The organism is Gemmatimonadota bacterium (assembly GCA_026702745.1).
Classification (GTDB): domain Bacteria; phylum JAAXHH01; class JAAXHH01; order JAAXHH01; family JAAXHH01; genus JAAXHH01.
On the sequence record JAPPBT010000018.1, the window covers coordinates 100,504 to 122,210 of the forward strand.

The 21,707-nt window shown below is 59.9% G+C and carries 20 protein-coding genes; 11 read left to right on the forward strand and 9 right to left on the reverse strand.

From position 1 onward, the window contains the following. Window positions 1-33 precede the first annotated feature (33 nt). Window positions 34-216: a hypothetical protein gene (locus OXH56_03070; GenBank protein ID MCY3554281.1), complete on the reverse strand. Its 183-nt coding sequence runs from the start codon at window positions 214-216 to the stop codon at window positions 34-36. 452 nt (window positions 217-668) lie between these two features. Between OXH56_03070 and OXH56_03075 the strand changes: the two genes are divergently transcribed. Both OXH56_03075 and OXH56_03080 read left to right on the forward strand, forming a co-directional pair. Beyond that, entirely contained in the window at window positions 669-905 is a 237-nt protein-coding gene (locus tag OXH56_03075) for an AbrB family transcriptional regulator (GenBank protein MCY3554282.1), read from the forward strand. 74 nt (window positions 906-979) lie between these two features. Beyond that, complete coding sequence (locus tag OXH56_03080) at window positions 980-1,303, forward strand: PIN domain-containing protein (GenBank protein MCY3554283.1); 324 nt, start codon at window positions 980-982, stop codon at window positions 1,301-1,303. A 28-nt stretch (window positions 1,304-1,331) separates the two neighbouring features. Here the strand turns inward: OXH56_03080 and OXH56_03085 are convergent, their stop codons facing one another. Next, window positions 1,332-2,108: an exodeoxyribonuclease III gene (locus OXH56_03085; GenBank protein MCY3554284.1), complete on the reverse strand. Its 777-nt coding sequence runs from the start codon at window positions 2,106-2,108 to the stop codon at window positions 1,332-1,334. A gap of 5 nt (window positions 2,109-2,113) precedes the next feature. Beyond that, window positions 2,114-4,309 (reverse strand): hypothetical protein, encoded by a 2,196-nt coding sequence (locus OXH56_03090; protein ID MCY3554285.1) that lies wholly within the window; start codon window positions 4,307-4,309, stop codon window positions 2,114-2,116. A gap of 363 nt (window positions 4,310-4,672) precedes the next feature. On the opposite strand from OXH56_03090, the gene OXH56_03095 reads away from it, so the two are divergent. The 8 genes from OXH56_03095 to OXH56_03130 all read left to right on the forward strand — a co-directional run bounded on the left by OXH56_03095 (window position 4,673) and on the right by OXH56_03130 (window position 12,014). Further along, on the forward strand, window positions 4,673-6,532 hold the full coding sequence (locus OXH56_03095) for an MBL fold metallo-hydrolase (protein MCY3554286.1): 1,860 nt from the start codon (window positions 4,673-4,675) through the stop codon (window positions 6,530-6,532). A 73-nt stretch (window positions 6,533-6,605) separates the two neighbouring features. Continuing rightward, a complete protein-coding gene (locus OXH56_03100; GenBank protein MCY3554287.1) occupies window positions 6,606-7,688 on the forward strand; it encodes a DUF2961 domain-containing protein in 1,083 nt (360 codons plus the stop codon). 60 nt (window positions 7,689-7,748) lie between these two features. Then, on the forward strand, window positions 7,749-8,828 hold the full coding sequence (locus OXH56_03105; GenBank protein MCY3554288.1) for a DUF2961 domain-containing protein: 1,080 nt from the start codon (window positions 7,749-7,751) through the stop codon (window positions 8,826-8,828). A gap of 98 nt (window positions 8,829-8,926) precedes the next feature. Then, window positions 8,927-9,781, forward strand: coding sequence for a phytanoyl-CoA dioxygenase family protein (locus tag OXH56_03110; protein ID MCY3554289.1), 855 nt, complete (start codon window positions 8,927-8,929; stop codon window positions 9,779-9,781). Beyond that, on the forward strand, window positions 9,778-10,260 hold the full coding sequence (locus OXH56_03115) for a DCC1-like thiol-disulfide oxidoreductase family protein (protein MCY3554290.1): 483 nt from the start codon (window positions 9,778-9,780) through the stop codon (window positions 10,258-10,260). Before OXH56_03110 ends, OXH56_03115 begins: the two co-directional genes overlap by 4 nt. Window positions 10,261-10,327: 67 nt before the next feature. Then, on the forward strand, window positions 10,328-11,209 hold the full coding sequence (locus OXH56_03120; GenBank protein ID MCY3554291.1) for an alpha/beta hydrolase: 882 nt from the start codon (window positions 10,328-10,330) through the stop codon (window positions 11,207-11,209). 86 nt (window positions 11,210-11,295) lie between these two features. Further along, window positions 11,296-11,682 (forward strand): nuclear transport factor 2 family protein, encoded by a 387-nt coding sequence (locus OXH56_03125; protein MCY3554292.1) that lies wholly within the window; start codon window positions 11,296-11,298, stop codon window positions 11,680-11,682. Window positions 11,683-11,810: 128 nt separating this feature from the next. Continuing rightward, window positions 11,811-12,014, forward strand: a complete 204-nt coding sequence (locus OXH56_03130; protein MCY3554293.1) for a hypothetical protein — start codon at window positions 11,811-11,813, stop codon at window positions 12,012-12,014. 79 nt (window positions 12,015-12,093) lie between these two features. Here OXH56_03130 and OXH56_03135 read toward each other — a convergent pair whose 3' ends face one another. The 4 genes from OXH56_03135 to OXH56_03150 all read right to left on the reverse strand — a co-directional run bounded on the left by OXH56_03135 (window position 12,094) and on the right by OXH56_03150 (window position 15,290). After that, window positions 12,094-12,546 carry a GNAT family N-acetyltransferase gene (locus OXH56_03135; protein ID MCY3554294.1) on the reverse strand — a complete coding sequence of 151 codons (453 nt, stop codon included), beginning with the start codon at window positions 12,544-12,546 and terminating at the stop codon, window positions 12,094-12,096. A gap of 30 nt (window positions 12,547-12,576) precedes the next feature. Beyond that, window positions 12,577-13,668 (reverse strand): histidinol-phosphate transaminase, encoded by a 1,092-nt coding sequence (hisC, locus tag OXH56_03140; protein MCY3554295.1) that lies wholly within the window; start codon window positions 13,666-13,668, stop codon window positions 12,577-12,579. Between the two features lie 13 nt (window positions 13,669-13,681). After that, a complete protein-coding gene (gene hisG, locus OXH56_03145) occupies window positions 13,682-14,551 on the reverse strand; it encodes an ATP phosphoribosyltransferase (GenBank protein MCY3554296.1) in 870 nt (289 codons plus the stop codon). Between the two features lie 97 nt (window positions 14,552-14,648). Further along, window positions 14,649-15,290, reverse strand: a complete 642-nt coding sequence (locus tag OXH56_03150) for a DUF4919 domain-containing protein (protein ID MCY3554297.1) — start codon at window positions 15,288-15,290, stop codon at window positions 14,649-14,651. 164 nt (window positions 15,291-15,454) lie between these two features. Here OXH56_03150 and OXH56_03155 point away from each other — a divergent pair, with 164 nt between their 5' ends. After that, window positions 15,455-17,857, forward strand: a complete 2,403-nt coding sequence (locus tag OXH56_03155; protein MCY3554298.1) for an ABC transporter permease — start codon at window positions 15,455-15,457, stop codon at window positions 17,855-17,857. A 110-nt stretch (window positions 17,858-17,967) separates the two neighbouring features. On the opposite strand, the gene OXH56_03160 is transcribed toward OXH56_03155, so the two are convergent. Beyond that, a complete protein-coding gene (locus OXH56_03160) occupies window positions 17,968-18,873 on the reverse strand; it encodes a phosphotransferase (protein MCY3554299.1) in 906 nt (301 codons plus the stop codon). Between the two features lie 408 nt (window positions 18,874-19,281). Then, a complete protein-coding gene (locus OXH56_03165) occupies window positions 19,282-21,684 on the reverse strand; it encodes an ABC transporter permease (GenBank protein ID MCY3554300.1) in 2,403 nt (800 codons plus the stop codon). Window positions 21,685-21,707: the final 23 nt, after the last annotated feature.

The following is a 21,707-nucleotide window of genomic DNA, read 5'->3' on the forward strand; positions in this document are numbered from 1 at the left end:
ACTGCGCCGCCCGTGCATCACCGGCACGGACGGTCATGTAGATGGAAGTGGATTCTTCCATGCATACCAGACTTTATCCTGATATCCGTTCTTCAGTCTGATCTCGACCTCAATACCAAGCACCTCGATCTCTTCGTCGGTTAACAGATCCAGTATCTTGCATTTCAGTATCTCTGCCTTTCGTGGGTCAATCAGCCGACCTTTGTCGTCTACCATAAGAAGATTCCTTTCAGCCCCGCCACAGTTGGAATATGATGGTTATCAACCCGCCGATGATCGCAGTACCCAGTCCATAGACTACCCTCCGCAGAAATCGGAACTCGGCATCGAACTCCGACATCCTCTTGTAGGAATGGTCGATCAGCTTGTATATGCTAATTTCGGTTCTTTCAAGACCGAATAACCTGCTTTTTATATTATCATCTTTGAAAAACACTTCATCCAGGAGCTTTTCTGTATCTCGTGAATTACCTGTGTTCATAATTCATGACCTTTACAAGTTTGAGTTACGAGTGCTAACTTAAATGGACATCCACACCGTAAGATCGGCGGTGCGATATACGCAGAAACTCGAGTCTTCTATAGTAAATGGTCATAGAGAAACCGGATTATCTCGTGTTTTATCTTGCTGATAGTCTGTTTGTCGATCCAAATCACTGGAGCGTAACATGCCCAAAATCAGCGCCAATCGACAGATTACGCTTCCGGCTGAACAGTGCCGTTTAGTCGGCATCAAGCCATGCGACGAGTGCCGGAGCTTCGTGGCCGACGGCCGCATTACCATAGTCCGCCAGGAGCCCGGTAGCGCCTGGGGATGCCTGGCACATCTCGAAGGCGATCCGACGGTTTTAGAAGAGGAATCGCGTCAGGACGCGATAGAAGGGAAGCGGGTTCAGACGCCTTGATCGCCATCGACAACAGTGTCCTGCTGGGCTATCTCCTGAAAGACGACAAGGCGTAGGCTGCACGTGCGCGTCGCGTGATTGAAGGCGGCGAGCGCGTGCTCATTACGGACGTTGTACTGGCGGAAACGGTGTGGACGTTAGCCGGCCGCCGATATCGCGCGACCCGGGCCGACCTGATCGATTTGGTCAATAACCTGCTGCAAGATGCAAATTTGTGCTTTGAGGATGACGAGGTGGTCTGGAGCGCCCTGCAGACCTTTCGAAGGACGGAGGCGGACTTCGCCGATGCCCTGATCGTGTGCAAGGCAGAAAAGCTGGCTGCCGCAGGCGACGAGTTGAGTATTGTTTACACTTTCGATGACGTCGCCTTGCAGTTGCCCAGTACTGGGAAGCCGTAGCAGGTTTCCGAATCCCTTCCGATAACCCTTACCCCACCCCCACCTCAATCCCGATCGGACAGTGATCCGACCCCATGACGTCCGGCATGATCCACGCGTTGGAGACTGAGGGCATCAGGTCTTCAGTCACATAGAAGTAATCGATGCGCCAGCCCACGTTCCGCTTTCTCGCTCCGGACATGAGGTGCCACCAGGTGTAGTTGTCCGGCCCTTCGTCGAATTGCCGGAATGTATCTACGTAGCCCTTATCGACGATTTTGTCGATCCATTCGCGTTCCATGGGGAGGAAACCGGAGATCTTCTCGTTGTCCTTGGGGCGGGCGAGGTCGATGGCTTGGTGGGCCGTGTTCACGTCGCCGCAGATGACGAGTTTCTTGCCATCCGCGCGGAGAGACTCCCAGTGGGCTAGTATCGCGTCGTAGAAATCCATCTTGTACTGCAGCCGCTGGGCGTTCTGCTTGCCATTCGGGAAGTACACGTTGAACAGGGTGAAATCGGGGTACTCCAACACCAGGGTCCGGCCTTCCGAATCGAACCGCTCCTCGCCGAACCCCTTCTCGACGCTGATGGGTTCGTGGCGCGTGTATACCCCCACACCGCTGTATCCTTTTTTCTCCGCTTCCGACCAGTAACTCGTATATCCGTCGACATCCGTGATCTTGGCGTCCAGTTGCGACTCCTGGGACTTGGTTTCCTGAATGCACAGGATGTCCGGCGCCTCCCCCTTGAGCCACTCGATGAAGCCTTTCTTCGCCACCGCCCTTACCCCGTTCACGTTCCAGCTCAACAGATTCCATGAAGACATGTAGATCACCTTTCCTGGTTGATGCTGCTATTGGTCACAAACTCCACGGTCGTGATATCGGTCCGCTCGATCCGGTCGCCCCTCGCCCGGTGGCTTCGTATGGAGAAATCGTTCGCCTTGAGGATCTCGCGAGTCTCCTCCCCGGCCTTCGCACCCAAAACACTCAACACAATCTCCGGATCAGCCTCCGCCGTGAAATCCAGCAACTCCGAATCACCCGGCACGAGTTCGTAGAGCTGGTTGATCCGGCAGCGGTCCATGGTGCAGCGCTTGATGCAGGCGAAGCCTTCGAGATCGCGGTAGGCGACGGTGAACACACGGCCCGATTCCTCCATGGCGCAGTACAGGATATCGAGATCGACATACATTTTGTCAAGGGTATTGTGGACGCCCGCGACGCCCCCGGAACGCACGATCACGACCCGGTCGTAGAGGGAGACGTTGAAGAGCGGCCGGCCGCTCTCGATGGTGTAGCCCATGTACCCGGATTCGGTGTCGTAACGGAGCACCAGGTCGCGGGCCGCGGCGTCGCGTTCCTGCACCGGCGTGAAGGGTTTGACCTCCGATCGGCGGGGATGCTCGTCTCGGTAGGTGCGGATGAGCTGCTCCAGGAAATCGATGGCGAAATCCGTCAGGTGATGCAGGTTGTGGAGCACCGTCCTGAGCTGGCCTTCGATCTCCCGCATCTCGGCTTCGGCCCGGTCGATACCGTACCGGGTGATGCGGTGGATCGGGATGTCGAGGAGCCGGTCCAGGTCCTCCTTCGTCAGGTTGTCGGCCGTGATGAGGTCTTCCACGGCGGCCATGCGCCGCGTCGCGGTCAGTTCGTGCTGGATCGCCGCCAAAAGCGACCGCACCAGGCGTCGATGCGGCTCCGGTCCATGGCCGACCGCGTCCAGGTTCCGGGCGATCATCTCACGGCTCGGTCCGTAGTGCTCGAAATCCAGGCTGCGGTAGACGGTCGTCAGCAGGCTGCGGGCCGCGTCGCGGATCTCCGGCGGCGCCTCGTTGAGTTCGATCATGCCCCGGTCCACGGCGCGGGCCGTGGTCGAAACCGGGCTATACTTCGCAATGGCCTCGCGCACGGCGGCGTATACACCCTCGATGTTGTCGATGTCCTCGATATCCTTGTATATCCGGTTCTCGATGAAGACCTGCTCGAGCCTGCGGGCGCGGAGTTGGGCGCGCAGGTCCCGCTCCTCGATCTTCAGTTCCGCTTCGAGGATCTCCCGCAGCCGGTTCGTGCTGTGCCGGATCATGTCCGTCACGGTCATCACGCGGGGATGGCCGCCTGAGATGACCAGCAGGTTGGCGGTGAGGGCGACCTCGCAGGACGTGAAGGCGTACAGTCCCCGCAGGATGTCGTCGATTTCCGCGTTTTCCGCGTCGGGGTCCGTCCGGATCTCGATCTCCACGTCGCCGGTGGTGTAGTCGGTCATTCCGGACACCGCGATGCGCTTCGCCCGGGCCGCCTCCTCGATCGATTTCATCAGGCTTTCCGTCGTTTCGCCGAAGGGCAACGCGCGGACCATGACCACGCCGTTGTCCCGGGGCTCCAGCCGCGCACGGGTATACACACGCCCGTTTCCGTCCTCGTATTCGCTTACGTCCATGAGCCCGCCGGTGGGGAAGTCGGGATACAGGAGGAAGGGTTCGCCCTTGAGGCAGGACACCTGGGCTTCCATGACCTCGATGGGGTTGTGGGGCAGGATGCGGGTGGACATGCCCACGGCGATGCCCTCGGCGCCGAGGATGAGCGCCACCGGGACCTTGGCCGGGAAGACCACGGGTTCGCGGGCGCGTCCGTCGTAGGAGTCCACGTACTCCGTGATCTCCGGGCTGAGCAGCACCTCCCGGGCGAGGGGCGTGAGCCGGCATTCGATGTAGCGCGCGGCCGAGGCCTGGCCGCCCGTCAGCACCGAGCCGAAGTTGCCCTGCTTGTCGATGAACAGGTCCTTGTTGGCGAGCGAGACCAGGGCGCCGAAGATGGACTGGTCCCCGTGGGGATGGAACCGCATGGTCTGGCCGACTACGTTGGCCACCTTGTGGTACTTGCCGTCATCGATCTCGAAGAGGGTGTGCAGGATGCGGCGCTGAACGGGCTTCAGGCCGTCGTCGATCTCCGGAATCGCCCGGTTCTTGACGACGTAGGTGGCGTATTCGAGGAAGTAGCGGTCGTATAGGGTTTCGACATCGGCCAAGATCGGACCCCGGCAGTGGCGGGAACACGTATCGGTTTCCGTACGAATGCGGCCCGGAATCCGTACCGGCGCGCATCGGTTTCCGGGGGAATAAAGCAATCGCTGCATTGAACTTATACGTTTCAGGGACGGATTACAATACATTTGTACCGGTGTCATGCGGTAAGTGTTGCCCGCGGGTTCGTTCACGTGCATAATGGACGAGGTTGTGCGTGGCGTTTCCGCCGCGTGACCTGGGAACCGGTCAAACCGGCCAGAATCCCGTCAAACCGGGCAGCCACTGACCGAGACCACAGACTCGGAAGACGACCCGGCCGACGACCGGGACGAACGGCCGAAACCAACCAAGGAGCGATTTTCCCCATGCCTTCCCACTGGGAACGAATCGAAGAAGGTATCTACCGATTTCAGGACAGCTGCATCGTCTATGCCGTCGAAGGGCCGCAGGGCGTCGTGCTGGTCAACGCCGGCACCGGCGAGGCCGCGGACCATCTCGACGAGATCGCGGGCGGCAGGGCGGTGACGGTCCTCCTTACCCACCACTTCCGCGACCACACGGACGGCGCCATCAGGTTGCGCGAGAAGGGGGTCCGGATACTCGGACCATACTGGGACCAGGAGTATCTCGTCGACCCGGAACAGCACTTCAGAGAACGGCAGCACTGGAACTCCTACGACAACCGGTGGGACCGCTTCTCGCCCATCCGGTCCGTGCCGGTCGACGGCTGGCTGATGGATTACGAGACGCGCGAAATCGCGGGGCTTTCGTGGGAGGTCGTGCCCACGCCCGGCATGACGAACGGCGCGAGCAGCTACGTCGTGACCATCGATGGCCGGCGCATCGGGTTCGTCGGCGAGGTGATCTGCGGGACCGGGAAGACGACCCGCCTAGCGCCCCTGCAGTACGACTACAACGACTACACCGGTACGTGGAACCTGTACCACGCCGTCAACCGCCTGCTCGAGGCCGGGGCGGATCGGCTGCTCCCGAGCTTGGGGGACCCGGTGGAGGACCCGACCGGCGCCATCGCGGCCTTCAAGGCGAACCTGAAGCGCCTCGAGGAGATCCAGCCCGGGGTCGCCGAACCGATGGAGGACCCGGACGAGGACGATATCGAAGAGGTCCTGCCCCACCTTTACCGCTCGAAGTACGCCGGCGCGGAGACCCATTTCGTGCTCAGCGACACGGGCAAGGTCATGTCCATCGACTACGGCTACAACGTGAAAACCATTTTCAGGCCGGCCAAGTCGCACGTTTCCAATCGCCGCCCGATCCTGCACGGGATCAGTGGGCTCAGGAAGCGCTTCGGGATCGAGCGGATCGACGCGACCCTCGTCTCTCATTTCCACGACGACCACGTCAACGGCATCCCCATGCTCCAGCGTCTCTACGGGACGGAGGTCCTGGCGGGCACGCAGTTCAGCGACCTGCTCGAGCACCCGGTGAAGTACGACCGGCCCTGTCTCTGGCACGAGCCGATCCGGGTGGGTAGGCACATCCCCAACGGGACGACCGTCCAATGGGAGAACATCCCCATCACGCTGTACCCCATGTCGGGCCACACCCGCTTCGCCACCTTGATCTGCATGGAGATCGACGGAACCCGCGTGGCCCACACGGGCGACCAGGCCTTCTTCGACGCGGAGGGCGGGGTGGGCTACCAGGCCGGCGCGCGCATGTTCACCAACCACGTCTACAAGAACGGGCTCGACCTGGGCTGCTACAAGCGGTTCCTGGAAGACCTGAAACGCTTCGAGCCCGAACTGGTCATCACGGGCCATACCCGTCCCTACCGCACGTCACCCGAATGGTACGCCGAGATCGGCCGGGCTGCGGAGGCCTTCGACGACGTGCACACCACCCTCATGCTGCTGGAGGACGACGGTGCCCACTTCGGCGCCGAGTCCCAGGGCGGCAAGCTGGTGCCCTATCGCGCCCACTCACCGGAGGGCGGACCCATCGAGTTCAGCGGCTGGGTGCTCAATCCTTTCCCCACGGACCAGCCGGCCCGCATTCGCCTCGTGGGCCCCGAAGGTTGGCAGAGCGAGACGGTGACCCTGTCCCTGGGACCGCGGGAACAGAAGGAGATCCGCCTGGTGCTGCACGTTCCGGATGGCACGCGATGCCGGCGGCAGCCCGTGGCGCTGAGCCTGACCGTGGGCGGACGGCCTTTAGGGCAGGTGACCGAGGCTTTGGTGACGGTGGGGATGCCGAAGTGGTGAGTCGGCCGAGATGATCGTCTAAGTTACGTCTTGTATACTCATTGTATCTTTATCAACCTGAAAGGAAGGATCCATGATCGGTCAGACCAGCCTGGCGTCGCTGCCTTCGATGCGTGACTACGACAGCCGCCGGATATCCAGCTGGAATACCTCCGGAGAAAACGCCGATTTCTGGCGCATCGAAGCCGGCGAGAAACGCGTCATCGGCGAGATCAACGGACCGGGATGCATCAAGCACCTGTGGATGACGCTTGGGCTGCCGGCCGAGGACTACTGCCGCCGCATCGTGCTGCGCATGTACTGGGACGGCAGCGCGGAGCCGAGCGTGGAGTGCCCCATCGGCGATTTCTTCGGTCTCGGCCACGGCATGCGCAAGGACTTCATCACCGCGCCGCTGCAGATGAGCCCGCAGGACGGCAAGGGGTTCAATTCCTGGTGGCCCATGCCCTTCAGGGACAAGGCCGTGATCGAAGTGGAGAACCAGGGGACCGAGGGATACAACCACTATTTCTACATCGACTACGAGACGTACCCGACGGTCGACGCGGTGGCGGACCAGGCGTATTTTCACGTGCAGTGGCGCCGGGAAGCCGACACCCGGGGATGGGCCTACGAGGAAGGACTCAAGCCGGAAACCTACCGGAACGATCCGCGCTGGGCGAACTTGAGCGAGCGGGAAAACTACGTCATATGCGACGTCGAAGGCAACGGCGTCTACTGCGGTGCCCACCTGGACATCGACTGCTTCCAGCGGAACCCGAACGACTGGTACGGCGAAGGCGACGACATGATGTTCATCGACGGCGAGGCGTGGCCTCCGTCGCTGCACGGGACCGGCACCGAGGACTGGTACCATTGCGCCTACTGCCCGACCGACGAGTACAACGCGCCCTATCACGGCATCATCCTCTACAGCGGCAACGACGAGTGGCGGTGGAAGGGCAAGAACACGGTCTACCGATACCACATCGAGGATCCGATCCGGTTTCGGAAAAGCTTCCACATTTCCATCGAGCACGGTCATGCGAACAAGCTGAGCAACGACTATTCGAGCACGGCGTACTACTACCTGTCCGAACCGCGGCGGGGCGGCCCCGGCCTGTTGCCGGTCGAAGAACGTCTGCCGAGGCCGGACGAACCTGAATACGGAGAGTGACGGACGAATTTCGGCACTGCTGCGCCCGGACGAGCCGCGGTACGGCACAAAGGAGGATCCATGATCGGTCAGACCAGCCTGGCGTCGCTGCCCACGCTGCGCACGTACAGGAGCCACCGGATTTCGAGCTGGGACACGACGGGCGCCAACACCGACGCCTGGCGGATCGAGGCCGGTGAGAAACGCGTCATCGGACAGATCGACGGGCCCGGTTGCATCAAGCACATCTGGATGACGCTCGGGATCCCGTCCGAGGACTACTGCCGCCGCATCGTGCTGCGCATGTACTGGGACGGCAGCGCGTTACCGAGCGTGGAGTGTCCCATCGGCGATTTCTTCGGCCTGGGCCACGGCATGCGCAAGGATTTCATCACCGCCCCGCTGCAGATGAGCCCGCAGGACGGCAAGGGATTCAACGCATGGTGGCCCATGCCATTCAAGGAAAAGGCCGTGCTGGAAGTGGAAAACCAGGGCGATGAGGGCTACTTCCACTACTTCTACATCGACTGCGAGGCCTATCCCACCGTTGACGCGGTGGCGGATCAGGCGTATTTTCACGTACAGTGGCGAAGGGAAGCCGATACGAAAGGCTGGGCCTTCGAGGAAGGACTCAAGCCCGACGAATACCGGAACGACCCGCGCTGGCTGAATACGAGCGACAAGGAAAACTACGTCATCTGCGACGTCGAGGGAGACGGCATCTACTGCGGCGCCCACCTGGACATCGACTGCTTTCAGCGGAACCCGAACGACTGGTACGGCGAAGGCGACGACATGATGTTCATCGACGGCGAGGCGTGGCCGCCCTCGCTGCACGGCACGGGCACCGAAGACTGGTATCACGGCGCGTACGGCCCGACGACGGAGTTCCAGGCGCCGTACCACGGAATCATTCTTTACAGCGGCAACCCGGACTGGAGATTCAAGGGCAAGAACACCGTTTACCGGTATCACATTGAAGATCCGATCCGGTTTCAGAAAAGTTTCCGCATGTCCATCGAGCATGGCCATGCGAACAAGCTGAGCAACGACTACGCCAGCACGGCCTACTACTATCTCTCCGATCCACGGCGCGGCGGGCCGGTCCTGCTGCCGGTCGAAGAACGCCTGCCGCGGCCGAACGAGGAGCGGTACTGCTGAGAGTGAGCAGCATCGAATACGAACAACGCGGAGAGCGGGCGGGACGGTCGATATCAGGCCGAAGAGCGGACGACGAAAGTCCCATTACGGAGGTCCAAATGATATCCAGGGAGCAGGTTGAATTCTACCACGAGAACGGTTACCTGACTGTCGACAAAGTACTTTCCGATGCAGAAGTCGCGGACCTGCAGCGGGTGACGGACGAATTCGTCCAGAAGGCCGCCGCCTTTAGCGAGCACACGGATTTTTATGATCTCGAACCCGGTCACTCGGCGCACGATCCGCAGGTGCGTCGACTCAAGAGTCCGATCGATCACCACGACGTGTACATGCGCACCATCAAGCACGACGGCATCCTGGACATCGTGGCGCAGCTGATCGGCGACGGCATCCGGACCAACGGCAACAAGCTGAACATGAAGTCCGCCGACTACGGCAGCCCGGTGGAGTGGCACCAGGACTGGTCCTTTTATCCCCACACCAACGACGACATCCTGGCCGTGGGCGTCTGCATCGATGAGATGACCGAAGCCAACGGTGCCCTGCTGGTGATTCCCGGTTCCCACAAAGGTCCCACCTACGATCACCACCAGGACGGACGGTTCTGCGGCGCGGTGAACGATCCCGACTTCACGCCGGACAACGTCGTTGCCCTGGAGGTGCCCGCGGGCGGGATATCCATCCATCACGTCCGGACACTGCACGGATCGGCGCCGAACTATTCCGGCGCGCCGCGGCGCCTGCTTCTGTTCCAGTACGCTGCCGCCGACGCCTGGCCGCTCACCGGAGCGGGCGATTGGGAAGCCTTCAACGGTAACCTGCTCCGGGGCGAACCGACTAACGCGCCGCGCATGGCCGACCTGCCCGTACGCATGCCCCTGCCCGGACCGGAACGAGGCGGTTCGATCTACGAGACCCAGTCGGTCCTCGAGAACAAGACCTGGGCCCGGTGAACGAGCCCGCCCATAGCGAGTCGGAACACAGGCATCCGATCCTGTTTTTCGATGGCGTGTGCGGCCTCTGCAACCGGTTCGTCGACTTTATGCTGTGGTCGGATAGCCGGCACCGATTTCGGTACGCGCCACTGCAGGGCGAAACCGCCCGACGCTTGCTGGGGGTGGACGGCGAGGACGGGGACCGCCAGCCCGAGGGCGGCAAGGCAGGTGACTACCAGGCCGGCCGCGAGGCGGTCGAACCCCGATCATTCATTTTCCACGATACAGACAGGTGTTTCGAACAGTCCAATGCCGTTTTGCACGCCATGGTACGACTGGGCGGTGCATGGCGGCTAATTGCCGTGCTCTACGTTTTTCCACGTCCCCTGCGCGATTTCGTATATCGCGTCGTCGCGCGCAACCGGTACCGCTGGTTCGGCAGGCGCGACGCGTGCAGGATGCCCACGCCAGAGGAGCGGGGTCGGATTCTACCGTGACGGGCGACACCGGTATGTGTCCTGTACATTCGATCTGTGTCGTAACTCTCCTCGCTACCCTCCCATCATGACCGCCAGATACACCTCCGAAAATCATCCCTTCGTGACCCCCGACCGGGTCAACGTGCTTCCGAGCAAGCCCGCGGATGTCCGATCGTCCTACGGTTCAGAGCCGCCCCAATTCGGTGAACTGCGGCTGCCGGCCGGGCGAGGTCCGTATCCGTTAGCCGTGGTCCTGCACGGTGGCTGCTGGCTTTCGGTCTACGCGGACCTGCGCAACGCGGATGCGCTGGCCGACGCAATTCGGGACGAGGGCGTCGCGACCTGGAACGTCGAATACCGGTGCGTGGACCAGGAAGGCGGCGGATGGCCGGGGACCTTTCTCGACGCCGGGAGTGCGACGGACCATCTGCGCACGCTGGCCGTGGATCACGACCTCGACCTGGATCGCGTCATCACCATCGGTCACTCGGCGGGCGGACACCTTGCCCTCTGGACGGCGGCACGCCACCGGCTGCCTGAGGAAAGCCCGCTCTGGACCGCGGACCCGTTGCCATTGCGCGGCACCGTCGTACTGGGCGGCCCCGGTGATCTGAAGCGATTTGTTCCTCAAGCGGACGCGGAGTGCCGGCAAGGCGTCGTATCGGAACTGCTTGGGTGTACTGGCGTATCATCCGAAGAGCTTGAGCAGCGCGTGGAAGGGCGATTCAGGTGCGGATCTCCCGCGGATTTGTTGCCCCTGGGCCTTCCGCAGGTTATGATCAGCACGGAACACGACTGGGTCGTTCCACCCGAACTGGGTGAGGCCTACGCCACGGCGGCCCGCGCGGCCGGTGACCCTGTCGAGCACGTCATCATCCCGAACGCCGGACACCACGAGTTCATGGTACCGGGTTCCGTGACGTGGTCCGCCGTTCGCCAGGCCGTGCATTCGTTGATCGAACACTGAAACAGTTTGCTGGTCCGGTCGATAACTGTCTGCTGGGCCGGTCTACTAATCTCTGAATGTCAGGTCCATTATCGAAAGGCCAGGTCATGCCCAACATCACCGTTAAACCCGACTGCAAGAACGCGCCGAAAAAGGCCCTGTTGCGTGACTTCATCTCCGCCTTCGCGCACGCCGATATCGACGGGGTCCTGTCGCCGATGAGCGACGATATCGTCTGGAACCTAGTGGGTGACAGCGTGATCGAGGGAAAAGACAATATCCGCGCATTGCTAGAAGCGATGAAAGGCGTTGGAACGAGCGACCTGGTCATCGAATCCATCATCACCCATGGCCGGGAGGCGGCTGTCAACGGTGTGATCCGATCGAACTCGGACCAGGCCCACGCCTTCTGCGATGTGGTTCAATTCACCAGTGCGGCGAGCATGAAGATAAAGACCATGACCTCCTACTCGATCGCCCTAGACGATGAGTAGGCCTAGCCGACCAGGAACGCCCCGGACGAGGTGGACGCGTACCTTGCCGAACTCCCGGAGTGACTGCTGGAGATGGCCCAACAGGAACGGCTAGCGGAATTGGAGGATGTGAAAAAGGAGGATTCAAAATGACAGAACGCAGATCCCGGCCCCAAATGCCCGCGTTCGTGAAGGCTTTGGTCGCCATGATGTTCGGCATCCTGGCCGGCGGCGCGATCAATTTCATGTTGGGCGAGCAAGGCGCGGATACGCCCGCCTTCGCGATCTACGGTGGAGTGCTGGCGCTCGCGATCTACATCGTTCAGGCAAGGCTAAGGTCGCGGAAAAAGTAACTGCCGGGGATCATGAGCGGGCGACCTTGGACTTGCGATCTTGGCGATCTTGGGCTGGCGATCACCGATCCGCCGACCACTACGTATCGAGTCTCAGCGTCCAGTTGTTCCACTTCAGATCCGGCAGCCCCCCCAGGGACCGGTAGAACGACTCGGCGTCGGCGTTTCCGGTCATGACTGTCCAGATTACTTCGGACGCACCCATGGACCGGGCATGCGCGGTCACCGACGCCATCAATGCCTTCCCCACGCCCATATTCCGGGCAGCCTCGGCGACAAACAGTTCCTTGAGCACGAGCTTCGGTCGCAACGTGTAGGTCCAATGGATCGGATAGGTGACCGCCATCCCGACGAGATCGTCTTCGTGTTCGGCGACGAACGCGGTGAACAGCCGCTCATCCCCAAAACCGTGCTCGAGGATGCTCTCCCGCGTCACGGCGAACTGGTCGATGTAGTCTTCGTATCGCGCCAGCCCCTTCATGAGTTCGAGCAGGCTATCGGTGTCTTCTGGAACGGCTTGTCTGACGTGCATGTGGAATCGTCCGACTTCGGGGGAACGCACTCAATCTTGCGTGGCCAGCACTTCCCGCAGCGCCTCGAGAAAGGCGTCATTTTCTTCCGGCAGTCCGATCGTCACGCGCATGCCCCGCTCCAGCATGGGATAGCGGCTGACGTCGCGGATGAGCACGCCCCGTTCGATGAGGCCGTGAAAAACCCCGGCGACCAACCGGTCCGTCTCGAACAGGACGAAGTTGGCGTGGGAAGGATAGGGCTTGATGCCCGGCAGGTCCCGCAGGGCTTCGAAGACCCGTTGCCTTTCCGACCGGATCAACGACGCACGTTCCTCGATCAGTACATCCTGGCCGATCAGCATTCGTGCCGTGATCAGGGAAATGATGTTGACGTTGTAGGGAAGTTTGACTTTCTCGATCTCCCGCGCCACGGCAGGATCGGAGACGAGGTAACCCAGCCGAAGGCCGGCCGCGCCGAGGGCTTTCGAGAAAGTACGTGTGATTAAGAGGTTGGGATGACGGTCCAGCAGTTCAATGCACGATACGCCGCCGAACTCGTAATAGGCCTCGTCCACCACGACCAGGCCCGTGGTCGATTCGGCAATCCGCGCCGTATCGTCCGGTGATATCATCGAGCCGGTGGGGTTGTTCGGAGAACACAGCACCACCAGCCTGACGTCCGGATGAGCGCTTTCTTCCACCAGCCGATCGACGTCGAAGCTCAAATCGCGCTTGAGGTGTACCGTCCTTATGTCAGCGCCCGCGATCCTGCCCATGAGCGCGTACAGGGTGAAGGTCGGTGCGGGCAGCACCACTGCATCGTCCGTCGAGACCGCAGCCTGGAAGATCGACTGGATCAGTTCGTTGGAGCCGTTTCCGATCAGGATGTGCTCGGGATCCAGCCCGTGCCGCTCGCCGATGGCCGCCTTGACCTCGTCGGGCACAAAACTTGGATAGCGGCCCCAGTTGCTCGCCAGGGCCTCGTCCACGATCTCCCGCTTGAGTTCTGCAGGCACGTCGAAGGGGCATTCGTTCTGGTTGAGCTTGACCGGGCAGTCCGGCTGGACCAGGGTGTAACCGGACATGGCGCGGACGGCTGACTTCACCCCGGGGGCGTCGGCCTTTCGAAGCTTCTGATCCATGGTGCGGCCACCGTCAGTAAATCACCTTGTTCAGCGGATATTCCACCAGGCCTTGGGCGCCGGCCCGCTTGAGCGCCGGGATCAGCTGCCGGATGGTGTGCTCCTCGATCATCACTTCGATGGCCACCCACTCCTGATCGGCCAGGGGGGATATGGTCGGGTTCTGCAGCGCGGGCAGCAGGGCGGACACGGCGTCGAGGTCGGCACGCTTCACGTTCATCTTCAGCCCGACCATCTCCTCGGCGAGCATGGCGCCTTTGAGCAGCAGGGCGATGTTCTCGATCTTGCGCCGCTTGTCCGGATCCTGCCAGCTCGTCTTGTTCGCGATGAGCCGGTTGGTGGACACCATCAGGGTATCGATGATCCGAAGCTTGTTGGCCCGGATCGAACCGCCCGTTTCGGTGATTTCCACGATGGCGTCCGCCAGTTCCGGGGCCTTTGCCTCCGTAGCGCCCCAGGAAAACTCCACCTTCGCGGTCACGCCGTGTTTCTTCAGGTAATCTTCCGTGATGTTGACGACTTCCGTGGCGATGCGTTTTCCTTCCAGGTCCTGGACGCTGTGGATGTCCGACGCCTCAGGCGCGGCCAGCACCCACCGCAGGGGCTGGCGGGTATGCTTGGCATAGACCAGTTCCGCCACCTCCACCACGTCCGCCCCGGTCTCCACGATCCAGTCCTTGCCCGTAAGCCCCGCGTCGAAGACCTCGTCCTCGACGTAACGGCCGATCTCCTGCGCCCGGATCAGCATGATCTCCAGTTCTTCGTCGTCCACCCAGGGGGAATAGGACCGGCTGCTGACCGTGCAATGAAAACCCGCCTTGCGCATGAGCTCAAAGGTGGATTCCTGCAGACTTCCTTTCGGCAGCGCCAGTTTGACTAACATTTCCTGTTACCCCCTCGCTGGACTTCTGATGGACGGAATTCGTAGTTCTTCAAAAAAGACTCCGCAAAATAACACGTTTGGCCTGAATTGTCCAATCCTATCGACGGCCACGTCTCAATGGTGTCGTTACATCGAAATACAGTTTAAACTGACTGCTGTCTGCGAGATTTGTTACGTGCACTACATCGAAATATAGGCCATCGTGGACTTCCAGCTCCTTGACATTGTATACAAGTCCGTGCATCCCCAGGAAAGCCCATCTTTCTTGCAGGCTTGTACAAAAAAACGCTGTCTCCGGCGACCTGCCGTCACCACTTGCCCATATCGACTCGAGCAGACCATCCAAAACGGATTCGTGGAAATCACCGGATTGGGTATCGTTGCTGTTTCTTGAACAAATCATGGCCCCATAGTGTGCATCCAGGCTTATGTAACTGTAGGACAGTATACGTGTCGCAGACTCAAGACATTTTCCCCAGTCCTCCTCATTTATACCCTCATTCATGTTGGCCGTGTCTTTTGTTTCTGAACTCGAATAAGGCGCATAGTATTCAGTTTTCACGTATATTCTGCGCAATTCATCGAAATCCACCGACGAAACGTCTGCTTTCAGTTGCTCCACAAGTTCTTCATATCGGGCGTTTGCTGCAGAATAGTCTTTTGTCTCGGTTTCTTCTTGATCGATTTGGACAACACCGTTCACTAGCAATGCCATGACACAAATGATGGTCAGGTACATAACAACTCCTTCAATTGACCTGATGCATTTCCGGTAATCGAAAGTTTCAGACCTGGAAATCTCTGCCATAGTAACCATGTAGGAAACCACGTCAACGAAATCCAGCACGTGAGCAACCCGAGTACATAAAAGAACTGCTGCATGTCCGGTAACGGAGTCGCGCCTTGCTGAAACACTACTTCACGATCAGTGCCAGGCATCTGCTCAGGCATAAACCCTATGCCGTGCTGAATATCCTGAATCTGGCCGTAGGCATGGCCTGCGCGGTCCTCATCGGCCTGTATATACAAGACGAACGGGCCTACGACCGGTACCATGCGAATGCGGATCGGATCTACCGCGTCGTGAACGGGACCAATGCAAAAACGACCCCCGCCCTCGGTCCCGCCATTCAGGAACTCCTTCCGGAAGTTCAGGCATTCGCCCGCCTCAGTCCGCCCTTTGGCGGGTGGATCATTCGGTATGAAGACCAATCGTACTTCGAAGACCGTGTGTTCTGGGCGGATCCCGAAGTCCTGGACGTTTATTCTTTTCCACTGGTGCGGGGCAATCCCGATCAGGCGCTTCAGGGTCCGGGAAAGGTCGTCATCACCGAGTCCATGGCGCGCAAGTACTTCGGAAGCGCCGATCCGCTCGGCAAGACGGTAACGCTGGATACCTGGCCATACACCGTCACCGGCGTGATGCGGGATCTACCCGGGCATTCGCATTTCCAGGCGGACTTCTTCCTGGGGATCGAGGGGTCGTTCGGTATCTATGGGGAGGAATACCTGGAGCAGTGGGATTGGCCTTCCTTCTATACCTACCTGTTGCTGTCGCCGGATGTGGATCCCATCGCCTTCGCGCAGAAAATGCCGGATGTGCTCGAAAACCGGTTCGGTGCGCGGTGGGAAGCGGAGAACATCACGATGAACCTCCGGTTGCAGCCGCTGACCGACATCTACCTTTACTCCCGACTCGAGAACGAGGCCGGAGAGAACGGCAACGGCACGTACCTGCTGCTGCTCGGCGCCCTGGCCGTCGTCATCGTCCTGCTGGCCTGTTTCAACTTCATGAACATGGCGACCGCCCGTTCGCTCACGCGGAACCGCGAGGTCGCGCTGCGGAAGGCCTTCGGAGCGAACCGGGGGCAACTGGTCCGCCAGTTCATGGGCGAGTCCTTCGGCATCACGTGTGTCGCCATCGTGACCGCATTGATCCTCGTCGCGCTCAGTCTGCCGTTCTTCCAGGATCTCACGGGAAAGACCATCGCCCTCGACATCTTTAGGTCCTGGCAGTTCTGGACAGGCATCGCCGCGGTGACCCTCCTGGTGGGATTTGTTTCCGGCAGTTATCCCGCGTTTTTCACGGCGGCCTTCACGCCGGCGGATCACTTGAAAGGCAGGACCGGGACCGGTGCAACCCGCCACCTTGTGCGAAGGCTGCTGGTCATGGGCCAGTGCATGATGGTGATCTTGCTGCTCGGCAGCACCTGGGTGTTCACCGCACAACTGGACTACATCCAGGGCAAGCGGCTGGGCCTGCAGCCGGAACGGGTGCTCGTGGGACCTTCCAGTTTCCCGACCTTCGTGGATCAGTATCCGGTTTTCAGGGAAACCCTCGAGCAGTATCCCCAAATCGAAAGCGTTGGTACCACCCTCATGCTGCCCGGCCGCACAGGACGCAAGGGCCTGCTTGCCACAACGGGGACGCGGCGCACCGATCGGCCGCAGGCGGAAGCGCAGAATTTGCTCGACTGGGCGATCACCGATGATTTCGTCGAGGTATTCGGGATGGAGTTGCTGGCCGGCCGGAGCCTGTCGAGTTCGCGCCTGGCAGACCGGGAGGAAGCCGTGATGATCAACGAAACCGCCATGCGGCAGCTGGGTTGGAACGCGCCCGAAGAGGCCATAGACCAGGAGGTCCTGATCCACATCGGCCATCCCTGGGCGCATGATCGCCAGATCATCGGCGTGATCGCGGATTTCCACATGCGGTCGCTGCACCATCGCATCGAGCCGATGATCATCCGGCATTGGCCCAGGGAGAACCTGCCCTTCTACGCGATCCGAATCCGATCCGATGACGTGACCGGCACGGTCTCATGGATCCAGGAAACCTGGAAGCAGCAGATGCCGGACGTTCCCATGGTGTATTCGTTTCTCGATGCGGACTACGGCCGGCTCTACGCGGCCGAGGCGACGCTCCGTGAGGTCTTCGGCGTTTTCTCGTCCGTTGCGGTCTTCATGGCCTGCGCAGGGCTGTTCGGCCTGGCCTCGTTCATGTCGGCGCGGCGTACGAGGGAAGTGGGCATGCGGAGGATTCTTGGCGCCACGGTCCTCCAGACGACCAGCCTGCTCCTGAAGGAATTCGTCTACCTGGTACTGATCGCCACGGTACTGGCCGCACCCATCGCCTACTTCACCATGCGGCAGTGGCTTCAGCTGTTCTCCTACCGTGCGGACGTCGGTCCCGCCGCCTTCTTCGCCGCCGGCGCGGTCGTCCTGGCCATCGCCCTGATTACCGTGAGTTTCCGTGTCGTCGGCGTTGCCCGGGCGAACCCGGTGGATACGCTGAGGTATGAGTAGGGCGGCCTTGAATGGCTGCAATGCTATGGCCGTTTAGTAATGACCGCACAGTTAAGCGCAGTGGCCGCGTGCAGGGATGAAATGGCCGCGGTCAACACCGGACCGGCCGCTCAGTGCAACCCGGCGTGGCCGAGTCGGGCCCGCAACCCTGTAATACCTTCCTCCACCAGATCCGATTTTCCTTCTTCCAATCCGTAGATGACCTCGTGACAGGAAGCCATCCAGGTGTAGAAGCGGAGCCTGTTTACGAAGTGGACGTCCAATGCGCGTTGGATGCCTGACGTACGCTGGTAGCCGTCTCGAATCCTCTCAACGGCCTCCATGCCGTGAGTAACATATAATCCGACGAAATCGATCGCCGGATCGCCGATGGTCACGTCTTCGAAGTCTATCAGGCCGGTCACGGTCGTCCCGCCCTCATCGGTCAGGATATGTTCACAGCCCAGGTCGCAGTGCACCAGGGCGACGTCCTTGAGCGTCGCGAGTTCCTCGTCGAGAAACCGACCGAAACCGCGTTCGACCGCGTTGAGTGTGCGCGAGTCCAGAATTGGCGCAATCCTGGCTTGGACAGTTTCCCTCAGCCCGAGGTAGCGCTGCCTCCACGCCTCGATGGTGGGTTCCACGCCGCAGGCCTCGGCGACCAGCGAGGTGGGAATGGTATGCAGTGAGGAGAGCGTCGACGCTATGGATTCGGCCATATCAGCGACCAGCTTAACACCGGTAAATGGAGGACCGGACAGTGGCCGACCTGGAATCCGCCGGTACCCCGCATAGGGTTGGCCGCGCCAGGTACCAACGTGCTCGAAACGCGGCACAGCGAACTCGACCCTTGGGACGACTACGGGCAGTACCGCCTGCTCTTTCCTTAGGTTCTCCGCGACGACACGGTTTCTGGGAAATCGAAAGATCCAGCCGGAAGTCGAGGACTCGGCATGCTCGCCGAGGCACCCGTGCCCGATTTCGAAGGTCCAGTAAGACCAGCCGCCGGTGATAGGATGGATCCGACCGTGATCCAATCCGAGGCTGACGAGCAGTTTTTCAACAACCGGGGTTGTCGCGATTGGATACTGAATGATCGATTCGCCTTTGTTATCAGGAAGGTGCGTTTGTCAGAAGAACGCGGCTGTCCAAAGGATGAGGCGAACTGACTGGCAGTGAATCCAGCTGGGCCCAGAACAACCCTGAACTTCTCTACACAGAACCGGGCTTCACGCAAGTCGCATGTCTTCAGGCAATAGCACCGTCCTCCGAGTGCTCTGTAGGGAAGATGCAGCTCAATACGCGATAGGGCATCAGGACCAAAAGTAACTCTGGATAGGTCAAGGAACATCAACTTGGCGAAAAACAGCCGGAGCAAGAGATTCCGAGACTATGTGTGGCAGGAGGTATCCCATACGTGGTCCGCACCGAGCGCTTGCTCGGTCTCACTCGGCGCGCAACGCATCGGCGGGATTGGCCGTCGCGGTCTTCAGGGTGTGGTATCCTACTGTCAACCATGTGATCAGTAGTACGGCAAGGCCCGCGAACATGAATATCCACTGGCTAAGTTCTATCCGATACGGAAAGTTCTCGAGCCACGTCTGCATACCGAAGTAACCGGCCGGTGCGCCAATCGCGAATGCGATCAGGATCAGCTTCGTGAAGTCCCCGGACAACTGCACGATGACGTTCGAAATCGAAGCGCCGAGGACCTTGCGGATGCCGATTTCCCGGGTCCGCTGTTCAGTCAAATAGGATGCCAGCCCTAAAAGTCCCATGCACGCGATCAGAATTGAAAGTACTGCGCCGGCGACGAAAACGGATCCCAGCCGTTGTTCGGCAACATACTGTCGCTGCAGGTCCTCGTCCAAAAAATAGAAATCCATGGCGGGATGGTCTGGATATGTTTCCCGCCATTGTGCGTGCAGGATTTCAAGTCCGCGGGAAAGGTTCTGCCCCTGAAGCTTGACCACCATAAACCTGCCTTCACTCCAGTACATAATTATCAAGGGCTCGATGCGTTGATGCAGCGACTGGTGGTGAAAATCGCTCACGACGCCAATGACATTCCTGGATGGAGCGGTGTCCGGTGCGCCTGGATGTCTGAAGGTCTTTCCGATCGGGTCTTCCCATTCAAAGGACCGTGCAGCTGTTTCGTTGATCACGACGGCGTTGTTGTCCGAGGTGAAAGCCCGCGAAAACGAGCGGCCGGACTTGAGCTCGATGTCCAATGTTTCCACGAAGTCGAAGTCCGCCCAGATTGTGGCAACCAAAGGCATCTGATCCTCGGAGAATCCTTCCGGTAGAATTGAATTGAGCGAAGGGGCCGTCCCGGGTACGCTGGCCGACGAACTCACGTTTACGATTTCAGGAAATTGCATGACCTCTCGCTTGAAGACCGGATAGCCAAGCACGGCCTCTCTATCGGGAAGTCGTAGGACTACCACGTGTTCTTTGTCGAAACCCAGTTCCTTGTTCCGCATGTACTCCACCTGTCCGATCACAGCACCTGTTCCGATGATCATGATAATCGAAACGATGAACTGGAAGGTGATCAGTGATTTTCTCAGAAAGGATTGGGAGACCCCCGCTTTTGATTCGCCGCTCAGTACGGCAACCGGCCTGAAGGAGGAAAGGACAAGCGCGGGATATCCGCCGGCGGCGATCCCTGTAAAAAGAGCGATGGTCCCGAGGGCCGGTATCAGCCACGTTGTCTGATAATCCATTTCCAGCGCTTTGCCGGACAACTGGTTGAACTGTGGCAGGAGCAGGTGGACTGATCCCAGCGCAACGATCAGCGCGATCAGTGAGAAGAAGACCGACTCTCCCATAAACTGCTTGATCAGATGGACCCGGTGGGCGCCCAGTACTTTCCGGATACCGACTTTCTGCGCTCTTCGGATGGAGCGCGCAGTGGCCAGGTTCATGAAATTCACGCAGGCGATCAGCAGGATGAATGCGGCCAGCAACGAGAAGATGTAGACATACCGTATGTCGCTGTTTGCTTCGATCTCGAGTTTCAGGTGGGAGTGCAGATGTATATCGGTGAGCGGTTGCAGGAACGGTCTCATTTCCATGCCCAGGGACTTCAGTTGCTCACCGACGTGTCTTTCCAGAAACTGAGGGAGTTTCTTCTCAAGATCTTCGGAGGCACGTCCTTCCTTGAGCAGTAGATACGTGTACATGGAAGAGCTAAGGTCCTGCATCGTGGTCGGCTCGAAGTATATCCCATCCACCGCCATGGTGGCAAAGGAGGCCAGGAAGTCGGCGTGGAAATGCGAGTTTTCCGGCATGTCCCGCATGATTCCCGTAACCGTAAACATGTACCGGTCGTCAGCGGCGATCACTTTGCCTATTGGATTCTCATCCCCAAAGTACTTATCCACCATCGCCGCTGAGACCACTACGGTATGTGGTTCAGCCAGGGCCGTTTCTGGATTGCCCTGGACAAGGGGGATCGTGAAAATGTCAAAGACCGATGAATCCGCGAAGACGAAGTACTTCTCATAGGAACGCTTGTCGCCGTAACGAACGAGCCAGCCGGTGTTCGGTGGTTTTATCCGGGTGAAGTGTTCGATTTCAGGGAATTCCGACGCCAGTACCGGGGCCCAGGGCGGTGGCGACATCGCCCACTCATCCGGCTTGCCGCCGGCCGTTTCGGATATTGCCAGGCGATATATCCGGTCCTTTTTCTCGTGGTGCTGGTCGTAGCTGAGTTCGTCCTGCACATAGAGCATTACCAGCACACACGAGGCTATACCAATGGCCAGCCCCAGCACATTGATCGCCAAATAGCCTCGGTGTCTGAGCAGGTTCCTCAGAATGACGGTAAGGTAGTTTCTGAACATGGTGCTGTTTCGAAAATACAACA